This is a genomic window from Croceicoccus sp. BE223 (assembly GCF_031457155.1).
Taxonomy (GTDB): domain Bacteria; phylum Pseudomonadota; class Alphaproteobacteria; order Sphingomonadales; family Sphingomonadaceae; genus Croceicoccus.
Genome location: NZ_JAVDWB010000001.1, coordinates 416,671 through 432,442, shown reverse-complemented (window position 1 = coordinate 432,442; position 15,772 = coordinate 416,671). Strand labels below are relative to the sequence as shown.

Annotated in this window: 17 protein-coding genes and 1 tRNA gene; 2 read left to right on the top strand and 16 right to left on the bottom strand. The window is 66.9% G+C overall.

Annotated elements, in window-relative coordinates; genetic code table 11:
• Positions 1 to 14: 14 nt before the first annotated feature.
• From J2X37_RS02140 to rpsB, 9 genes are all read right to left on the bottom strand, one after another.
• Entirely contained in the window at positions 15 to 1,166 is a 1,152-nt protein-coding gene (locus J2X37_RS02140) for a 1-deoxy-D-xylulose-5-phosphate reductoisomerase (protein WP_310017207.1), read from the bottom strand.
• A 7-nt stretch (positions 1,167 to 1,173) separates the two neighbouring features.
• Positions 1,174 to 1,953: a phosphatidate cytidylyltransferase gene (locus tag J2X37_RS02135; protein ID WP_310017205.1), complete on the bottom strand. Its 780-nt coding sequence runs from the start codon at positions 1,951 to 1,953 to the stop codon at positions 1,174 to 1,176.
• Positions 1,940 to 2,584 carry a polyprenyl diphosphate synthase gene (gene uppS, locus J2X37_RS02130; protein ID WP_310018049.1) on the bottom strand — a complete coding sequence of 215 codons (645 nt, stop codon included), beginning with the start codon at positions 2,582 to 2,584 and terminating at the stop codon, positions 1,940 to 1,942. The genes J2X37_RS02135 and uppS overlap by 14 nt, the downstream gene beginning before the upstream one ends.
• A gap of 89 nt (positions 2,585 to 2,673) precedes the next feature.
• Positions 2,674 to 3,231 carry a ribosome recycling factor gene (frr, locus tag J2X37_RS02125; protein ID WP_310017203.1) on the bottom strand — a complete coding sequence of 186 codons (558 nt, stop codon included), beginning with the start codon at positions 3,229 to 3,231 and terminating at the stop codon, positions 2,674 to 2,676.
• Between the two features lie 81 nt (positions 3,232 to 3,312).
• Positions 3,313 to 4,038 (bottom strand): UMP kinase, encoded by a 726-nt coding sequence (gene pyrH, locus J2X37_RS02120; RefSeq protein ID WP_310017201.1) that lies wholly within the window; start codon positions 4,036 to 4,038, stop codon positions 3,313 to 3,315.
• 126 nt (positions 4,039 to 4,164) lie between these two features.
• Positions 4,165 to 4,422, bottom strand: coding sequence for a hypothetical protein (locus J2X37_RS02115; RefSeq protein ID WP_310017199.1), 258 nt, complete (start codon positions 4,420 to 4,422; stop codon positions 4,165 to 4,167).
• 158 nt (positions 4,423 to 4,580) lie between these two features.
• The gene (locus J2X37_RS02110; RefSeq protein WP_310017197.1) at positions 4,581 to 5,120 is read right to left on the bottom strand and encodes a carboxymuconolactone decarboxylase family protein; all 540 of its coding nucleotides are present in this window, start codon (positions 5,118 to 5,120) and stop codon (positions 4,581 to 4,583) included.
• 284 nt (positions 5,121 to 5,404) lie between these two features.
• Positions 5,405 to 6,328 (bottom strand): translation elongation factor Ts, encoded by a 924-nt coding sequence (tsf, locus tag J2X37_RS02105; protein WP_310017195.1) that lies wholly within the window; start codon positions 6,326 to 6,328, stop codon positions 5,405 to 5,407.
• Between the two features lie 189 nt (positions 6,329 to 6,517).
• Entirely contained in the window at positions 6,518 to 7,270 is a 753-nt protein-coding gene (gene rpsB, locus J2X37_RS02100) for a 30S ribosomal protein S2 (RefSeq protein WP_310017193.1), read from the bottom strand.
• 300 nt (positions 7,271 to 7,570) lie between these two features.
• Between rpsB and J2X37_RS02095 the strand changes: the two genes are divergently transcribed.
• Positions 7,571 to 7,900, top strand: coding sequence for a hypothetical protein (locus tag J2X37_RS02095; RefSeq protein ID WP_310017191.1), 330 nt, complete (start codon positions 7,571 to 7,573; stop codon positions 7,898 to 7,900).
• Here the strand turns inward: J2X37_RS02095 and J2X37_RS02090 are convergent.
• The 7 genes from J2X37_RS02090 to J2X37_RS02060 form a co-directional block, all read right to left on the bottom strand.
• The gene (locus J2X37_RS02090) at positions 7,848 to 8,678 is read right to left on the bottom strand and encodes a CDP-alcohol phosphatidyltransferase family protein (RefSeq protein ID WP_404979591.1); all 831 of its coding nucleotides are present in this window, start codon (positions 8,676 to 8,678) and stop codon (positions 7,848 to 7,850) included. The two genes, J2X37_RS02095 and J2X37_RS02090, sit on opposite strands and share 53 nt — an antisense overlap.
• A gap of 20 nt (positions 8,679 to 8,698) precedes the next feature.
• Positions 8,699 to 9,448 carry a phosphatidylserine decarboxylase gene (locus J2X37_RS02085; RefSeq protein ID WP_310017189.1) on the bottom strand — a complete coding sequence of 250 codons (750 nt, stop codon included), beginning with the start codon at positions 9,446 to 9,448 and terminating at the stop codon, positions 8,699 to 8,701.
• 78 nt (positions 9,449 to 9,526) lie between these two features.
• Positions 9,527 to 10,132, bottom strand: a complete 606-nt coding sequence (locus J2X37_RS02080; protein WP_310017187.1) for a nuclear transport factor 2 family protein — start codon at positions 10,130 to 10,132, stop codon at positions 9,527 to 9,529.
• 13 nt (positions 10,133 to 10,145) lie between these two features.
• Positions 10,146 to 12,248, bottom strand: coding sequence for a TonB-dependent receptor plug domain-containing protein (locus J2X37_RS02075; RefSeq protein ID WP_310017185.1), 2,103 nt, complete (start codon positions 12,246 to 12,248; stop codon positions 10,146 to 10,148).
• Between the two features lie 177 nt (positions 12,249 to 12,425).
• On the bottom strand, positions 12,426 to 12,887 hold the full coding sequence (locus J2X37_RS02070; protein ID WP_310017183.1) for a hypothetical protein: 462 nt from the start codon (positions 12,885 to 12,887) through the stop codon (positions 12,426 to 12,428).
• A 2-nt stretch (positions 12,888 to 12,889) separates the two neighbouring features.
• On the bottom strand, positions 12,890 to 14,404 hold the full coding sequence (locus tag J2X37_RS02065) for an alkaline phosphatase PhoX (protein WP_310017181.1): 1,515 nt from the start codon (positions 14,402 to 14,404) through the stop codon (positions 12,890 to 12,892).
• 313 nt (positions 14,405 to 14,717) lie between these two features.
• Positions 14,718 to 14,803: transfer RNA gene (locus tag J2X37_RS02060), tRNA-Tyr, on the bottom strand.
• Between the two features lie 156 nt (positions 14,804 to 14,959).
• Here J2X37_RS02060 and rlmB point away from each other — a divergent pair.
• On the top strand, positions 14,960 to 15,766 hold the full coding sequence (gene rlmB / locus J2X37_RS02055; protein ID WP_310017179.1) for a 23S rRNA (guanosine(2251)-2'-O)-methyltransferase RlmB: 807 nt from the start codon (positions 14,960 to 14,962) through the stop codon (positions 15,764 to 15,766).
• Positions 15,767 to 15,772: the final 6 nt, after the last annotated feature.

The following is a 15,772-nucleotide window of genomic DNA, read 5'->3' as shown; positions in this document are numbered from 1 at the left end:
TCGCGAAACGTCCTTCAGGCCCGCTCGAGCCGTTCGGTCGCGCGGCGGCGCGCTTCGGCGTCGGCGGCGATCACGTCCTCGAGCGTGGCAGGCACGGGCGGGATGCCGCGGGCCAGCACATCCTCGCACTGTGGCACGATCCGGGTGAACCCAATCTTGCCGGCAAGGAACGCGGCAACGGCCACTTCGTTCGCGGCGTTGAGCACCGCCGGTGCCGCCCCGCCCGCCTGCGCACATTCCCGCGCGACGCGGGTGGCGGGAAACAGCTCCTCGTCCGGCGCGCGGAAGGTGAGTGTGCCGATCTTCGCCAGGTCCAGCGGTTCGCACGGCGTGTCCATCCGGCGCGGCCAGGCCAGCGCGCTCGCGATCGGCACGCGCATGTCGCTAGGACCAAGCTGCGCCAGGGTTGAGCCGTCGCGGTATTCGACCATGGAATGCACCACCGATTGCGGGTGGACGATGATGCGCAACCTGTCGAGCCCGACCGGGAACAGGTGAAAGGCCTCGATGAACTCCAGCCCCTTGTTCATCATCGTCGCCGAATCGACGCTGATCTTCGCGCCCATCGACCAGTTGGGATGGGCGACCGCCTGCGACGGGGTTGCCGCCTCGATCTCCGCGCGGCTGGCATCGCGGAACGGTCCGCCGCTGGCTGTCAGGGTGATCCACCGTACGTCGGCCATGTCCTGCCCGTGCAGGCACTGAAAGATCGCGTTGTGTTCGGAATCGACCGGCAGCAGCGTCGCGCCGTGTTTCGCGACGGCGGCGGTCATGACCTCGCCCGCGGAAACGAGCGCTTCCTTGTTGGCGAGCGCGATCGTGCCGCCCTGCTCGATCGCGGCCATCGTGGGCGCAAGCCCCGCGCAGCCGACGATCGCGGCCACGGTCACGTCGGCGCCGCGCGCCGCCGCCTCGACCAGCGCCTGCGCGCCGCCCGCTGCCTCGATCCCGCTGCCCGACAAGGCCTCGCGCAAATCCGGCAGGCACGCCTCGTCGCCGACGACCGCCACTTCGGCCCCGAACTCGCGCGCCAGCCGCGCCAGTTCGCGGGCATTGCCATGCGCGGTTAGCGCCGCGACGCGCCACTCGTCGCGGTGGCGGCGGACGAGATCCAGCGTCGAAGTGCCGATGGAGCCGGTCGCGCCAAGGACGGAAATGGTGCGCATCACGCCCTCACTGCGCCACAAGGGCGAGCAGCCCGATCAGGATCGAGACCGGCAGCAGGCCATCGATCCGGTCGAACACGCCGCCATGGCCGGGGATCAGCTGCGAGCTGTCCTTCAGCTTCGCCCGCCGCTTCATCCAGCTTTCGAAGAAATCGCCCGCCTGCGCCAGAACCGCGAGGACCGCGCCCGCGGCCAGCGCCGAGACGATCAGCGTCGGCCCGCCCATGACGACAAACCAGGTGTCCGCCGCGCTCGTCTGCCCGTCCCGCATGCCCAGCGTCCAGGCATGCGAAAGCACCATGAACAGCACCAGCGCCAGCGCCGCGCCGACCACGCCGCCGCCCAGCCCGGCCCAGGTCTTCGACGGACTGATCGCGGGCGCGATCTTCGGCCCGCCGATGGTGCGGCCTGCAAAATAGGCGAAGGTATCAATGAAGGCGGTGACCAGGATCGCGAAGACGACCAGCTGCGAATCCATCCGCACCATCAGCCAGGCCGCGACGCCCATGTAAAGCGCGCCGGCCAGCATCCAGGCCAGCACCTTGCCCCCGCCCATGCCCGATTCCGCCGCCATCCGCCGCACGATGCGCTGCCATTCGAAATAGGCGGTGCCGGCGACGAGCACGATGAGCAGGTCGAGAAGCCAGCCGCCCAGCCACAGGCACAACGCCGCCACCGCCACCATGACGATCGCGGAAACGACCCGCACGCCGAGATCGGTCCTGCGCGGACCTTCGGGGCGGACATGACCCGGCTCGACAGGGCCGGACAGCTCAGCGTCCGCCATAGCGACGCTCCCGCCCCGAAAAATGCTCGATCGCCTGCCGCAGATGCTCCGGCTTGAAATCGGGCCACAATACGTCGGTGAAATAGAGCTCAGCGTAGGCCGCCTGCCAGAGGAGAAAATTCGACAGCCGCAGCTCGCCGCTGGTGCGGATCAGCAAGTCGAGCGGCGGCAGGTCGGCGGTATCGAGGTGGCGGGCGATCGCCTCCTCGGTCACCTCCCCCTCGGCCGCCGCCGCGCGGGCAGCGCGCACGATCTCGGCTTGCGAACCGTAGTTGAGGGCAATCGTCAGCACGACTTCGCGGTTGTCGGCGGTGCGCGCGATCGCGCCCTCGATCAGGGCGACCGCCTCTTCGTCGAAGGCCGAATGATCGCCGATGATGTTGAGCCGCACCCCGGCCTCGGCGATCTCGTCGAGATCGCTGCGGATGAAGTGCTTCATCAGCGCGGTCAGGTCGGCGATCTCGTCGGCCGGGCGCCCCCAGTTCTCGGTGCTGAAAGCGTAGAGCGTCAGCGCCTCGATCCCCGTGCCGCGCAGCGAGCGGACGAGGTTGCGGACGGCTTCGACGCCCTTCTTGTGCCCCATCGCGCGCGGCAGCAGGCGCTTCTTCGCCCAGCGGCCGTTGCCGTCCATGATGATGGCGACGTGGCGAGGAACCCCGCCACGCCCCTTCGCGCCCGGCTGCGCCTCTTGCGGCGCGGCGCCAAAGACGCGCTTTGGGTTCACTGGCTGAGAATTTCCTTTTCCTTCGCCTCGGCGGCCTTGTCGGCCTCGGCGACGAAACGGTCGGTCAGCTTCTGGACGTCATCCTCGGCCCGCTTGCGCTCGTCCTCGGAGATTTCCTTCTTTTTCTCGTCTTCCTTCAGCGCTTCCATGCCGTCGCGGCGCACGTTGCGGATCGCGATCTTGGCCGCTTCGGAATACTTGCCGGCGAGCTTGGCCAGTTCCTTGCGCCGCTCCGCCGTGAGGTCGGGCAGCGGCAGGCGCAGGGTCTGGCCGTCGACCATCGGGTTGAGGCCGAGATTGGCGTAGGCGATGCCCTTTTCCACCGCGTTGACGTTCTTCTTGTCCCACACCTGCACCGACAGCATGCGCGGTTCGGGGGCCGAGACGGTGGCGACCTGGTTGAGCGGCATCATCGCTCCGTAGACTTCCACCACCACCGGATCGAGCAGCGAGGTGTTGGCGCGGCCGGTGCGCAGGCCCGAAAGGTCGCTCTTCAGCGATTCAACCGCGCCGTTCATCCGGCGCTCGATATCGGCCTTGTCGTACTTGGCCATGGACTGGTCCTCTCTGTCTTCGGCGGCAGACCGGGGCCCGCACCGTTCAATTCAGCGGGCAGAGGCCCGCAAATCATTTGTTCAGCGGGCAGAGGCCCGCACGATAGTCTGCGTGCCTTCGCCGGCCAGGACGCGGGCGAGATTGCCACGCTCCCGGATGGAAAAGACCACGATGGGTATGTCGTTGTCACGGCACAAGGCGACGGCGCTGGCGTCCATCACCTTGAGGTTTTCGGCGAGCACCGTGTCGTAATCGATCGTCTCGAACCGCGTCGCGGTCGCGTCCTTCTTGGGATCGGCGCTATAAACCCCGTCGACGCTGGTCCCCTTGAACAGGGCGTCGCAGCGCATCTCGGCGGCGCGCAGCGCGGCGCCCGAATCCGTCGTGAAATAGGGCGCGCCGACACCGGCGGCAAAAATCACGACCCGCCCCTTTTCGAGGTGGCGTTCGGCGCGGCGGCGGATGACCGGTTCGCAGACTTGGTCCATCTGCACCGCCGACTGCACCCGCGTTTCGACACCGATCTTTTCCAGCGCAGACTGCATCGCGAGCGCGTTCATCACCGTCGCCAGCATGCCCATGTAGTCGGCCTGCGCCCGGTCCATGCCCTTGGCCGCGCCGGCCATGCCGCGAAAGATGTTGCCGCCGCCGATGACGAGGCAGATCTCGAGACCCGTCTCCTTCGCCGCCTTCACCTCTTCGGCCAGTTTCGACACGAAGTCCGTGTCGATGCCGAACTGCTGGTCGCCCATCAGCACCTCGCCCGAAAGCTTCAGCAGGATGCGTTTGGTGTTGGCGAGAAGCATGGAGAGGGCAGGATCCGGTTTCTGTTGCGACTGAGCCCGCGTCCCTAGCGCGACCCGCGCGCGCAGGAAAGGGGAAAGGCGCTGGTCCCGGACCGTTCGCGCCGGTGCCCCCGCGCAGGACGCGGTCTAGTCGTCACGCCCCTGGATGATGTCTGCCAGAACCCACACGATGCCGAGATTGATCGCCGGCGACAGGAGTTCGACCAGGACCTTGACCCAGGATTCCCCGCTGCCGAACAGCAGGGTCCAGGGCAGGCCGATATAGTGCAGCACCGATTTCGCGACGCCTTCGCCGCCTTGCCCCACCCAGCCCATCGCTTCGGCCAGGTAATAGCCGAGCACGCCCAGGTAGAAGGCGGCGAACAAGCGGAATATCCAAACCATGCCCATGCCCCCCGGCATGGCCCGTCACCGGGCGGCGCGACCCTGTTTTTCCGCGACCCTAGACTATCCTCGCAACATCACCGATTTGCCCCGCAAACGCAATCGGCCCCGCACGCCGAAACGCGCGAGGCCGATCGAATGGCCGCGGCTCGGTCGGATCAGGCCGCTTCGGCCAGCGGCCCCCCGACGCTGCACGCAAGGTCCGCGCCCAGCACGTGGGCGACGCGGCCCATGCCCATCCACGCGGCGGTCGAATAGGTCAGCTCGACGATCTCGTTGTCGGTCAGATGCGACTTGAGCTCGGCCCAGAAGGCCTCGTCCTCGGCAAGGCCGTGCGGGTCGTTGCCCATACGCTGCGAATACTGCACCGCGACACGCTCCTTCGGGCTGAGCGAGGATAGGTCGCCCGACAGCACGGCCTGGTACATCGCCTCGTCCGGGATCTCGCTCTTGTCGAGCTGCTGTTCGTTGACGCCGAGCAGCGGAAGGTCGCGCTGCGAACGCCAGTTCTTGCAGACGATGCAGCCGTTGATCACCGCGGTCGCGATGCGGCACGCCTCGAACAGGCGGAGCGGAAGGGTGGAAAACCGATAGGGAGCCATGGCAAAGGCATTGGCCGCGTTGACCAGATCGGGGGCGTACTGTTCCGCGATGTTGGGCAGCGCATTGTGGGGCTGGGGTGCAAGTTCGACGCGCATAGTCTCTCTCCGTCACGCGGCCGCGCCGCCGCCCTGCCGGAAGGAGCCAGTGCCGGAAGCGCGGAAGGCCAGCCTTTTTCGAGGCAGCGCGTTGATGCGCGGCCTTGCATGGCGAGACAGGCTACACCGAGTCCAATTCAAGTCAATCATGTATGTTTTTTATCGCGACAGGCAGGCACGCTGGCGCGCCGCATGGCGAATCGCGGCGGCCAGACGGGCATCGCCCACGAAAAAGGGCCGGGAAGCGATGCCTCCCGACCCCAATTCGCTTTCGGCGAGGCCTATCAACCGGCGACGGCAGCCGCCACTTCGGCCGCGAAGTCGGAAACTTCCTTCTCGATGCCTTCGCCGAGTTGGAAGCGGACGTAGTCCTTCAGCACGATCCTGGCACCGGCGTCCTTGCCGGCCTGGTCGACGACCTGCTGGATCGGGGTCTTGTTGTCCATGACGAAGACCTGCGACAGCAGGGCGTTTTCCTTGGCGTACTTGGCGACGGCGCCTTCGACCATCTTGTCCTGCACCGCTTCGGGCTTGCCGCTCTCGGCCGCCTTTTCACGGGCGATGGCGCGCTCGCGCTCGATCACGTCGGCATCGAGGCCGTCGGCGGTCAGCGCCTGCGGGAACGCGGCGGCGATGTGCATGGCCAGCTGCTTGCCGAGCGTTTCGAGAACGTCGGCCGGGGCTTCGGATTCGAGCGCGACAAGCACGCCGATCTTGCCCAGGCTCGGCGCCGCGGCGTTGTGCACGTAGGGGACGACGACGCCGTTGGCGACCTCGACCGTCTTGAGACGACGGACCTGCTGGTTCTCGCCGATGGTGGCGACGTTGTTGGTCAGCTTTTCGGCAACCGTGCCGCCGCCCGGATAGGCCGCCGCCTTCAGCGCCTCGACGTCATCGCCCTCGACACCGAGCGCGACTTCGGTCGTCTTGCGCACGAAGTCCTGGAACTGTTCGTTCTTGGCGACGAAGTCCGTTTCGGAATTGACTTCGACGGCGACGCCACGGGTGCCCGAAACGGCGACGCCGACAAGCCCCTCGGCCGCAGTGCGGCTGGACTTCTTGGCGGCGGCAGCCAGGCCCTTGGCGCGCAGGAAGTCGACGGCGGCTTCCATGTCGCCGTCGGTTTCGGTCAGCGCCTTCTTGCAATCCATCATGCCCGCGCCGGTCTTTTCGCGCAGGTTCTTCACGTCAGCGGCGGTGTAAGCCATCGCGTCGTTCCTTTTCAAATGGTCCGGGCTGCCGCGTGCAGCCCCTGGTCGGTCGTGCTGCCGGGCGGCAGTCTGGTTGCGCGATGCCGCCCAAAGGCGGAGGCGCGGCCCGGCGCACTGAACATCGTTTCATGACAGTCCCGAGACAGGGCGCGGCTATCGCGCACCCCGCCCCGGGCCATCACGATCTCAGGCGGTGGCCTCTTCGGCGACCGGTTCGTCCATCGCGCCGATGTCGGCACCCGAATCGACGATGCCCTTCTTGTTGCCCGAACGGGCCGCATCGGCGATCGCGTCGCAGTACAGGCGAACGGCGCGCGAAGCGTCGTCGTTGGCCGGAACCGGGAAGGCGATGCCCGAGGGATCGACGTTGGTGTCGAGGATCGCGACGACCGGAATGCCCAGCACGTTCGCTTCCTTGATGGCGAGGTCTTCCATGTTGGCGTCGATCACGAACATCACGTCCGGAATGCCGCCCATGTCACGGATGCCGCCCAGCGACAGCTCGAGCTTGTCCCGCTTGCGGGTCAGGTCGAGGATTTCCTTCTTGGTCATGCCCGAGATTTCGCCCGAAAGCTTTTCCTCGATCATCTTCAGCTTCTTGATCGACTGCGACACCGTCTTCCAGTTGGTGAGCATGCCGCCCAGCCAGCGGTGGTTGACGTAGTGCTGGCCGCACGACAGCGCGGCTTCGCGGATCGGGTCCTGCGCCTGGCGCTTGGTGCCGACGAACAGCACCTTGCCGCCCGCCTGGACGGTGGCCGACACGAAGTCGAGCGCGCGCTGGAACAGCGGCACGGTCTGCGACAGGTCGATGATGTGCACGCCGTTGCGCGAGCCGAAGATGTACGGCTTCATCCGCGGGTTCCAGCGGTGCGTCTGGTGGCCGAAGTGAGCGCCGGCCTCGATCAATTGCTGCATGGTGACGCCAGTGGACGCCATAGGTATTTCCTTTCCGGTTCAGCCTCTGGAAGACGGATGACCGGGCGGACCTGCCGCACGGCACCGGTATGTGTGCCTTCCATGTGGATTTGCCCTGTCGGACGACGCGGCCGAATGCCGAATCCCCGACGAGACGTGGGCCCCTTAGCGACCAAGCGGCGGAAAGGGAAGCCCCGACATCGCCGGAGCGCGCCTCGCAAGGTTTTGGCTCCGTTCCGGTTCCATCTTGACACGCCGGACGAAATAACGGAACAAATATAGAACAAAGCGAATCACGAGATCACGCCGTTTCGGACCTTCATGGCCGTTGCGGTCCGGCCCTTCCCGCCAACCTTAGCGGAAGAGGCTTGGGAACAAAAGGGGGCCATTGCCATGCTGTCGAGCCTGATGTCCGTCGCCGCGCTGTTCTTCTTCGTGGCCATCGCCATGCTCGCCTGCGCGCTGCTCGGCAGCCTGCTGTTCGATCTGATGCCGGTGCTCCGGAACGGTGACGAGCGCCTGCGCCGTCCGCTGGTCTTTCCGCAGGTCGCCGGGCGGGAGGGCGTTCGCACCCCTGCAACCGCCGACGTTCATCGCCTCAGTATGCCTGCTCCGAGACGGCTACCGCGCTCGTTGCGCGCTGCCGCTTGACGCGGGCGTATCGCACCCAGCCCACCGGCAGCAGCGCCAGGTAGCCGATGGTGATGACGGCCAAGGTCCACCAAGGCTCGAGGAACAGGAACGCCGCCAGCAGGCCGACAAGCGCGATCACCTCGATCCGGATCGACCGCGAGGGCTTGAGCGAGGTCCAGCTCATCGTGGCAAGGTTCGAGATCATCAGGAACGCGATGAGGACGACCCACGGCCCGACCAGCAGCGGATCGCGGAAGATCACCTCGCCCGTCGCCATGTAGAGATAGAGCGGCAGGAAAGCGACGCCGGCACCGACCGGCGCGGGAATGCCGGTGAGGAAGCCCGCCGACTTGTGCGGCTGGTCCTCGACATCGATCTGCGCGTTGAACCGTGCGAGACGCAGCATGCAGCACAGCGCCAGAGCCAGGGCCGCGAACCAGCCCAGCCGGGGCAGGTCCTGCAGCGACCAGAGGAACAGGATCAGCGCCGGGGCGACGCCGAACGAGAGCGAGTCGGCGAGGCTGTCGAGCTCTGCCCCGAAACGGCTCTGCGCCTTTAGCAGGCGGGCGATTCGCCCGTCGATCCCGTCGAGGCAACCGGCGACGATCACCGCAAGGATGGCCCGGTCGAAATCGCCGCCGATGGCAAAGCGGATGCCGGTCAGACCGATGCACAGCGCCGCCGCGGTGATCGCATTGGGCACAACGGCCCGCATCGTCAGCCCGCGCGACCGGCGACCGGGCACGGCCCGCTCTCCATGGGTCACACGCGGACCCACGTCGCCGGGCTCCGCCATGCGGTCGTCAAGCGGTTCGTTCACAGGCGCACGCCCTCCAGCACCGGCGCGGCGCCGATTTCAGCAATGATGGTTTCGCCCGCCACGGTCTTCTGCCCCTTCAAAACCCGCGGCTCCGTGCCGGCGGGCAAGTAGATGTCGACGCGGCTGCCGAAACGGATCAGGCCGACCCGCTGCCCTGCGCCGACGATGTCGCCAGGCTTCACGAACGGGACGATCCGCCGCGCAATAAGGCCGGCGATCTGGGTGAAGCCGATCCGCACCCCGTCCTGCCGCTCGACCATGAAGTGCTGACGCTCGTTGTCCTCGCTCGCCTTGTCGAGGTCGGCGTTCAGGAACTTGCCGGGGATGTAGACCACGCGGCGCACGGTGCCCGCGATGGGCGATCGGTTGATGTGAACGTCGAACACGCTCATAAAAATGGATACGCGGGTGACTGGTTCCGAACCCATGCCCGGCGAATCCGCGCCATCGTCGAGTTGCAGTTCAGCCGGCGGCGGTACGCGCGCAATCAGGGTCACCATCCCGTCGGCGGGCGCGACGACGAGGTTTTCGCCCTGCGGCACGACGCGCTGCGGATCGCGGAAGAAGGCGAAGATGCCGATCGTGAGAAAGGCCAGCGGCCAGGCGATCGTTTCCCACGCCATGAACCCGAAGAACAGGCTGGCGGCGGCGGCGATCAGTCCGAACTTGCGCCCTTCCGGGTGGATTGGCGGCCAGCTCCAGCCCGCTTCGCCGCGCCCCCGGTTGTCGAGAATTTCACCTGCCATCCAAGCTCTCTAGGCAGGTGGGCCGCCGCGGGCAAGGTTTGACGCCTCGCGCATCGCGGCGGCCCATGCGGCTCGTTTTCAGCGGGCGATCGGCAGGCTGGCGAAATCGGGATGATCGCGCCCGGCCGCGCCGATGGTGTTGAGCGCCGCGAGGTCGCCGGTTATCGCGATATCGGCCAGCTGCGTCCCTGCCACCAGGATGTGCTTGCGCCGCGCAATCGCCCAGCGCCCTCCGCGCTTTTCCAGCGTGTCGTTGTAGAACCCGAAGAAGGCGGTCAGCCCTTCCGACCCCTCGCTGTCCGGCGATCGCGCTTCCATCGCGAGGTTGTAGCCGGTGCAGCGCGCGGTCGCGCCCTCGATCCTGGAGCGCAGCTGGCTGGTGAAATGCCAACGGCGGCCCGTGCTCCTGACATAGGCCATCAGGACCGGCTTGAACTCGGCCCCGCTGCCCTTGAAGAAGCCGTAGTCGATATCGGCGTCGTCCCAGAACACGGTGTCGAGCGTTGCATCGTCCAGCCAGTCCAGCGCCAGCGAATAATCGGCAAGGACGCGGGCTATCGCCTGCTCGTCCTCCACCTGCTGCAAACGTGCCTCCAGCGCCGCGACCCGGTCTTCCATCTCTTCTCTCCCATTGCCGGGCCGACCCTTCACGCCCGCCGGCCAGACGTCAATGGATCGCGGCAAGGCCTGGCGACGGCTAGAATGAGCCCTTGACCAGCAAGGTGAAGATCGGACCGATCGCGCGGTCGCCCCGTTCGGTGAAAAGCACCGTGCCGTCGGACCGCCGTCCGGCATAGACCGTGCGCCGCGGCGTGTTGCGCGCGCCGATGACGTTGCCGACTTCGCCGCGGACGGTCATGCCGAGCACGTCCTTGTGCTCGGCGAAAAGGCGCGCGAAGACCGGGCCTTCGTAGTCGTGCTGCGTCTCGCCGAGGTAGTAGCGGTCGCGCTGCTGGTAGGTCGATGCCCCGAAGCCCCAGGCAAGGTCGGTCTTCGGAATGTCGTGGCGCAGATTGGCCTCCGCCCAGTACCAGTCGTTCCCAGAGATCGGCCGCTTCAGGCCCGAAAGCGGGTCGCGGACCGAGCTGTCCTCGTACCCGGCCTCAATATCAAGCTTGGCACCCGGCACGCCGAGCGCGGCAAGCTCCAGCGTGCCCGTCCATTGCCCGCCGTATTGCCAGGCGCGCGGCAGGTTGCCGACGGATTCGCCATCGTCGCCGATCGGCACGATGTCGATGATGTCGTCGATCTGCCGAACCCAGGTCTCCAGCCGCATCTTGCCCCACTTGCCCAGCGATCGACCCGCCTCGACGTTCAGTTCCCAGCTCTGCGGCGGAACGAGATCGGGATTGCCGCTGTCGGGCCGGTCGATCTGCAGGTCCTGCTGCGCGAGGAAGTCGTAGAAGCTGATCTGGCCGACCCTGCGCCTGATCTTGAGGCTGAAGTCCCAGACCTTGTCGGGCCGCCAGCCGAGCGTGACGCTGCCCTTGGGCCGGACGAAGCGGCGCGTGACCGAATCGCCTGCCTGCCGCGTCAGTTCCGAATACTCGGCGCCCAGATCGACCTGCAGGTCGAGCTTCGGCGAAAGCGCGCGGCTGAGGCTGGCGACACCTTCGTAGCGGACTTCGCTGACCTGACCGCTGCCGCCGGGGAAATCGATTGGGTCATAGCGGCCGTCTTCGGCCAGTTCAAAAAGCGAGCCCTGCTGGTCTAGCGAATTGTACGCCCGCTCCAGCGAAACCTGCCAGGTGTTGCGCTTGCCCTTCCACCCGTATTCGGCGCGCAGCACCGTCTCGCCGATCAGGCTGTCGCGCACGAAAAGCACGCCGGTGTCGGGCGATCCGTCGGAAAAGCGGCTGGTGACGTACGTGTCGATCGGTTCGTCGTCGAAATGCCGGACGCCGATCAGCTTGAGCCGACCCTTGCCGAGTGCAAATTCGACATGGCCGTTCATGTCGAACTGGTACCCGTTGTTGGTGGACACCAGATCGCGTGAATAGGGCACGCCGTTTACCGGCACGCGGTCCTGGTCGACGGTGAGCTTGTACCAGTAGGGCGTGACCGCGGCGGTGAGGCTGGCGGTCGAACTGCCCGGCCCGTCGAGATTGAACTGGCCCTGGAACTTGAGGAAGTCGATCCCCGTCGAGAAGACCTCGAACCGCTCCTCGCGCAGCGCGCCGCTGCCGTCGCGGGTGACGAAGGTGCCGCCCGCCGCCCCGCGGCTGCCGTCGTCCTTGACCATCAGGTTATAGTCGATCTTGCCGACCTTGTCCGACCAGCTGACCTGCCCGCGCCCCCAGAACGGGCGCGCGTAATGGGCGCGCCATTGCGGGTTCCATTCGAACTGCCCGGCAGCACCCTTGCGCTCTGCCAGCACGACATTGGCGACCTGCCCCGACAGGCCCGCGATGCCGAGCGAGGCGGCGTCGACGATCTCGATGCGGGCGACCTGGCTGGCGGGAATACGCTCCAGCTCGGTCAGCGCGCCGCCGGTCTTGTTGGCGATGCGCGCGCCGTCGATCAGCACGTTTTCCGACGCCTGGCCCAGTCCGCGTTCGTTGTCGGCCTGGCGAATCGAGAAACCGGGCACCTGTTCCAGCATGTCGAGCGCAGTGCGCGGACCGAACCGTTCGAAGGCGGCCGCCTCATAAACCTGGCGGTCGCCTTCGACGCGCCCCGCGATCGCGGCTTCGCTGTTGCCGGCATGGGCGGGGGCCGAGGCGACGGCCATGGCCAGTGCGCCGGCCAGCACGGCGCGGCTCGTCAGCGCGCGAAAACGCGCGCCCGGTGGTGGTTGCATGCGAATGGCGATCTGTCCCCGTCTGGCGACGCACCGGCTCCCGACCGGCGCGCCCTGATGTCATGCATGCGGGCAGACAACAGGCGGGCCGGGGAAACCACTCTCGCTCGACCGGGAGTCGATCCGGTCCGACGAGCAACTTGTCGCAAGCGAAACTATCGCGGCCAGCGAAACCGCCTATTGCGCAAAGGTGATCAGTCGCTTGCGCATCTGGCCATCGCGCATGAACGTCAACTCGACCGCATCGAGCGTCGCGAGTTCGCGCGGCAAGGCCGCGATCCGCGCGCTGTCGAGAGGGCGACCGTCCATGTCCATCAGGATGTCGCCCTTGCGCAGCTTGTACCGCTCGAGAAAGCCGGCATCGCTGGCTTCGGTGATCACGAAGGCCGGTCCCATCGGGCTCGGGTTCGTTGCCAGGTCGACGCTTTCGGTAAACTCGCGACCCATGGTCGCCCCGGCGCTGCCCGTCGGATCGATCGTGGAAACCGATCCGGGGAGCGCCGTCGCGCCATTTCGGGACAGGAGCGCTTGCCCCCAGTCTGTATTACCCGTGTTCGCACCCATGCCGGGCAGCGCGACGAACCACACGACGAGCGCGGCTGCGCCGACGATCGCTGCTCCGGCAAGGGTGCGGCTCATCGTCAGAGGTTGCCCAGGGCCCAGGGGCCGCGGATGGCAAAGGTGATGCCGGGCGACTGCACGTTGACGAACAGCGTCTGGCCCGTCGCGTCGAAACAGGCGCCGCAGAACTCGCTGCCGCGATAGTCGTCGGCCGCGAACTGGCCGGTCCGCTTCATGCCGGCGATGTCGCCGTCGGTGAGGACCACGTTGCTCTTGACGAGGATATAGGCCTCGCCCGCCGCGGTATAGCCCATGACCCGCTGACCGGCGCCGAACCCGTCATCAACGTCGGACCCGTCGTCGCAGGTGACCAGTCCGCCGCGCGGCGAGATCGTGAGGTTGTCCGGGTTGTTGCCGGCAACGCGGGCGGCGGCGGCATAGAGCAGCGTTATCGTGCCCCGTTCCGGGTTCGATGCATCCGGCGCGTAGATCCACACCGCGCCCAGGCCACGACCGTCGGCACCGGTGCTGCTGCGACCGAACGAGGTGTCGACGATGGCAATGGTGTCGCCATGGTGCCAGATGCCCTCGCCGCGGCTCATCGTCAGGCACCCCTTCGACACCGCCTCGAGATAGGGACCGGACGCCGAACCGGAGGGCGCCGCATCGGGCTCGTTCAAATCGACCCACTCGATCTGAAGCACGTCGCCCACCGCGTTGACCGCATTGCTGCCGCCGAGCGCCAGGAGCTTGCCGCCGTTCACGCCGACGATCTTCGCCGCCTGAAGCTGGCCACCATGGGCCAGGGCGCCATAGACCTTTGCCGTGTTGGTGGGCTTGTAACGGTACAGTGCGGAAAGGTTGCGGTTGTCTTCGGTCTGGTAGACGTATCCGGTCACCGGATCGATCGCCACCGCTTCATGCGCGAAACGGCCCATGCCGACGAGCGGTTCGCCGGTCGTCTTGGACGGATCGATCGAGCATTCGAAGTTGTAACCGTGCTTCTTGCCGCCCTGAGACGTCCCGTCGTAGGTCGTTTCCTCCGACGTGATACAGGTGCCCCATGGGGTTACGCCACCCGCGCAGTTGGTGCTGGTGCCCCCCAGCGTGGGATAGTGCCCGACGAGCTTGCCGTTGCGAACGCGCAGCACGTCGCAACCGCCGCCCATGTAGCCACCGTTCTGCAGCGCCGTGTCATACTGGCCCGAAGTCTGGATCAGCGGAGCAGCGCCGCGGACTTCGTGGTTGCGGATGAGGAACGTGTCCTGTCCGCCCATGCCGCCCATCGACACGACCCCCATGCCGTCGTGCACGCCGGTGACGCGGCTGCCGTCGCTCATCAGGTCGCCGGTCCAGCTCATCGAGGAATAGGTGAAACCGCGCGGCAACTTGAGCAGTTCGAGGCCGGTGGCCTGGTCCTTTGCCGGGAACAGCGCGCCATAGGGGCTGGCCGCCGGAGTGAGCTGGCCCATCGTGTCGCCGGCCAGCGCCTGGCGCGACATAAGCCCGCCCAGCGTGCTGCCGAGCATGGTCACCGCACTGATCTTCGCCGCTCCGCGAAGGAGGCCGCGGCGATCTAATTCTGCATTCTGCATCATGTCATCCCCAAAAGGTCCAAGGCTGCTCCGCTTGCGACGATTCGTCGGCCAGGCGGGTGCAAGGAGCCTTTGCCACGCGACCGGTGATGGCTCGGTGACACTCCGGCGGCAGAGCCATGACGCGGCCGATGATGTTGTCGCGAAATTGTCGTGTGTGTTGGGAGGGGGAGGCAGAAGCTCCCGCCTCGTCGGCCTGCCGCCGTCACCGCACCAATTGCCGGGCGACGAACGGGTGATCAGGACGGTGTTGCCGCTGGCCGACCGCACTGCCGGCGGCATCCGTCATTCGCTCGTGGGAAAATGGCGGCGGTGGTGGACAGGGCTAGATTCGAACTAGCGTACGCTTGCGCGGGCAGATTTACAGTCTGCTGCCTTTAACCACTCGGCCACCTGTCCACACCGGTGCCGCAAATCGGGGTAAACCCCGCTCTGAAACGACGGAACCAGAAGGTCCCGCCCGGCCGAGAGGCGCCCCTTTGGCGAAGCTGCGCTTGCCTGTCAATGGGGACAGTCGCTAGAGGCGCGCAAAGATTTCGAAAGGCGAACAAGGCAATGGTCAAGAAGGGCGAGAAGCGGGCACTGAGGGGCCGGGCAGGCCGGATGCAGGGCGGGCGCGGCAGCGGGCGTGCCAGCAAGGGGGCAGTGCGGCTGTGGGGCCGGCACGCGGTGGTCTCCGCGCTGAACAACCCGGATCGCGACATCAACCGGATCTGGGCGGTTCGCGAAACGCTGGAGGAGATGGTCAACGACGGCGAGTTCGAGATCCCCGAAGGCGTGCGGGTCGAATACGCCGACGGGCTGGACCTGGCCCGGCTGGTGTCGCGCGACGCGCCGCACCAGAACATCGTCATCGAATGCGAGCCGCTGGCCGATGCCTTCCTCGCCGACGTCGCCACCGGCGAGGCCGATGCGCCGATCGTGGTGCTGGACCATGTCACCGACCCGCACAACGTCGGGGCCATCATGCGCTCGGCCGCCGCATTCGGCGCCGCCTGCATCGTCACGCAGGACCGCCACGCCCCGCCCGAATCGGGCACGCTGGCCAAGTCCGCGTCCGGCGCGCTGGAAACGCTGCCCTGGGTCCGGGTCGTCAACCTGTCCCGCGCGCTCGAGGAACTGGCCGAGCTCGGCTACTGGCGCATAGGGCTGGACGGCGACGGCGAGGCGACGCTGGCCGAGGCGCTGCCGAAAGGTGCCGTCGCGCTGGTGCTGGGGGCGGAGGGCGACGGCCTGCGCTATCAGGTGGGCCAGCACTGCGACCAGATCGCCCGGCTGCCGATCGCAACCGCGGTCGAGAGCCTCAACGTGTCCAACGCGGCGGCGATCGCCCTTTACGCCTGCGCCACGCGGAGCGAATAAGGGTTT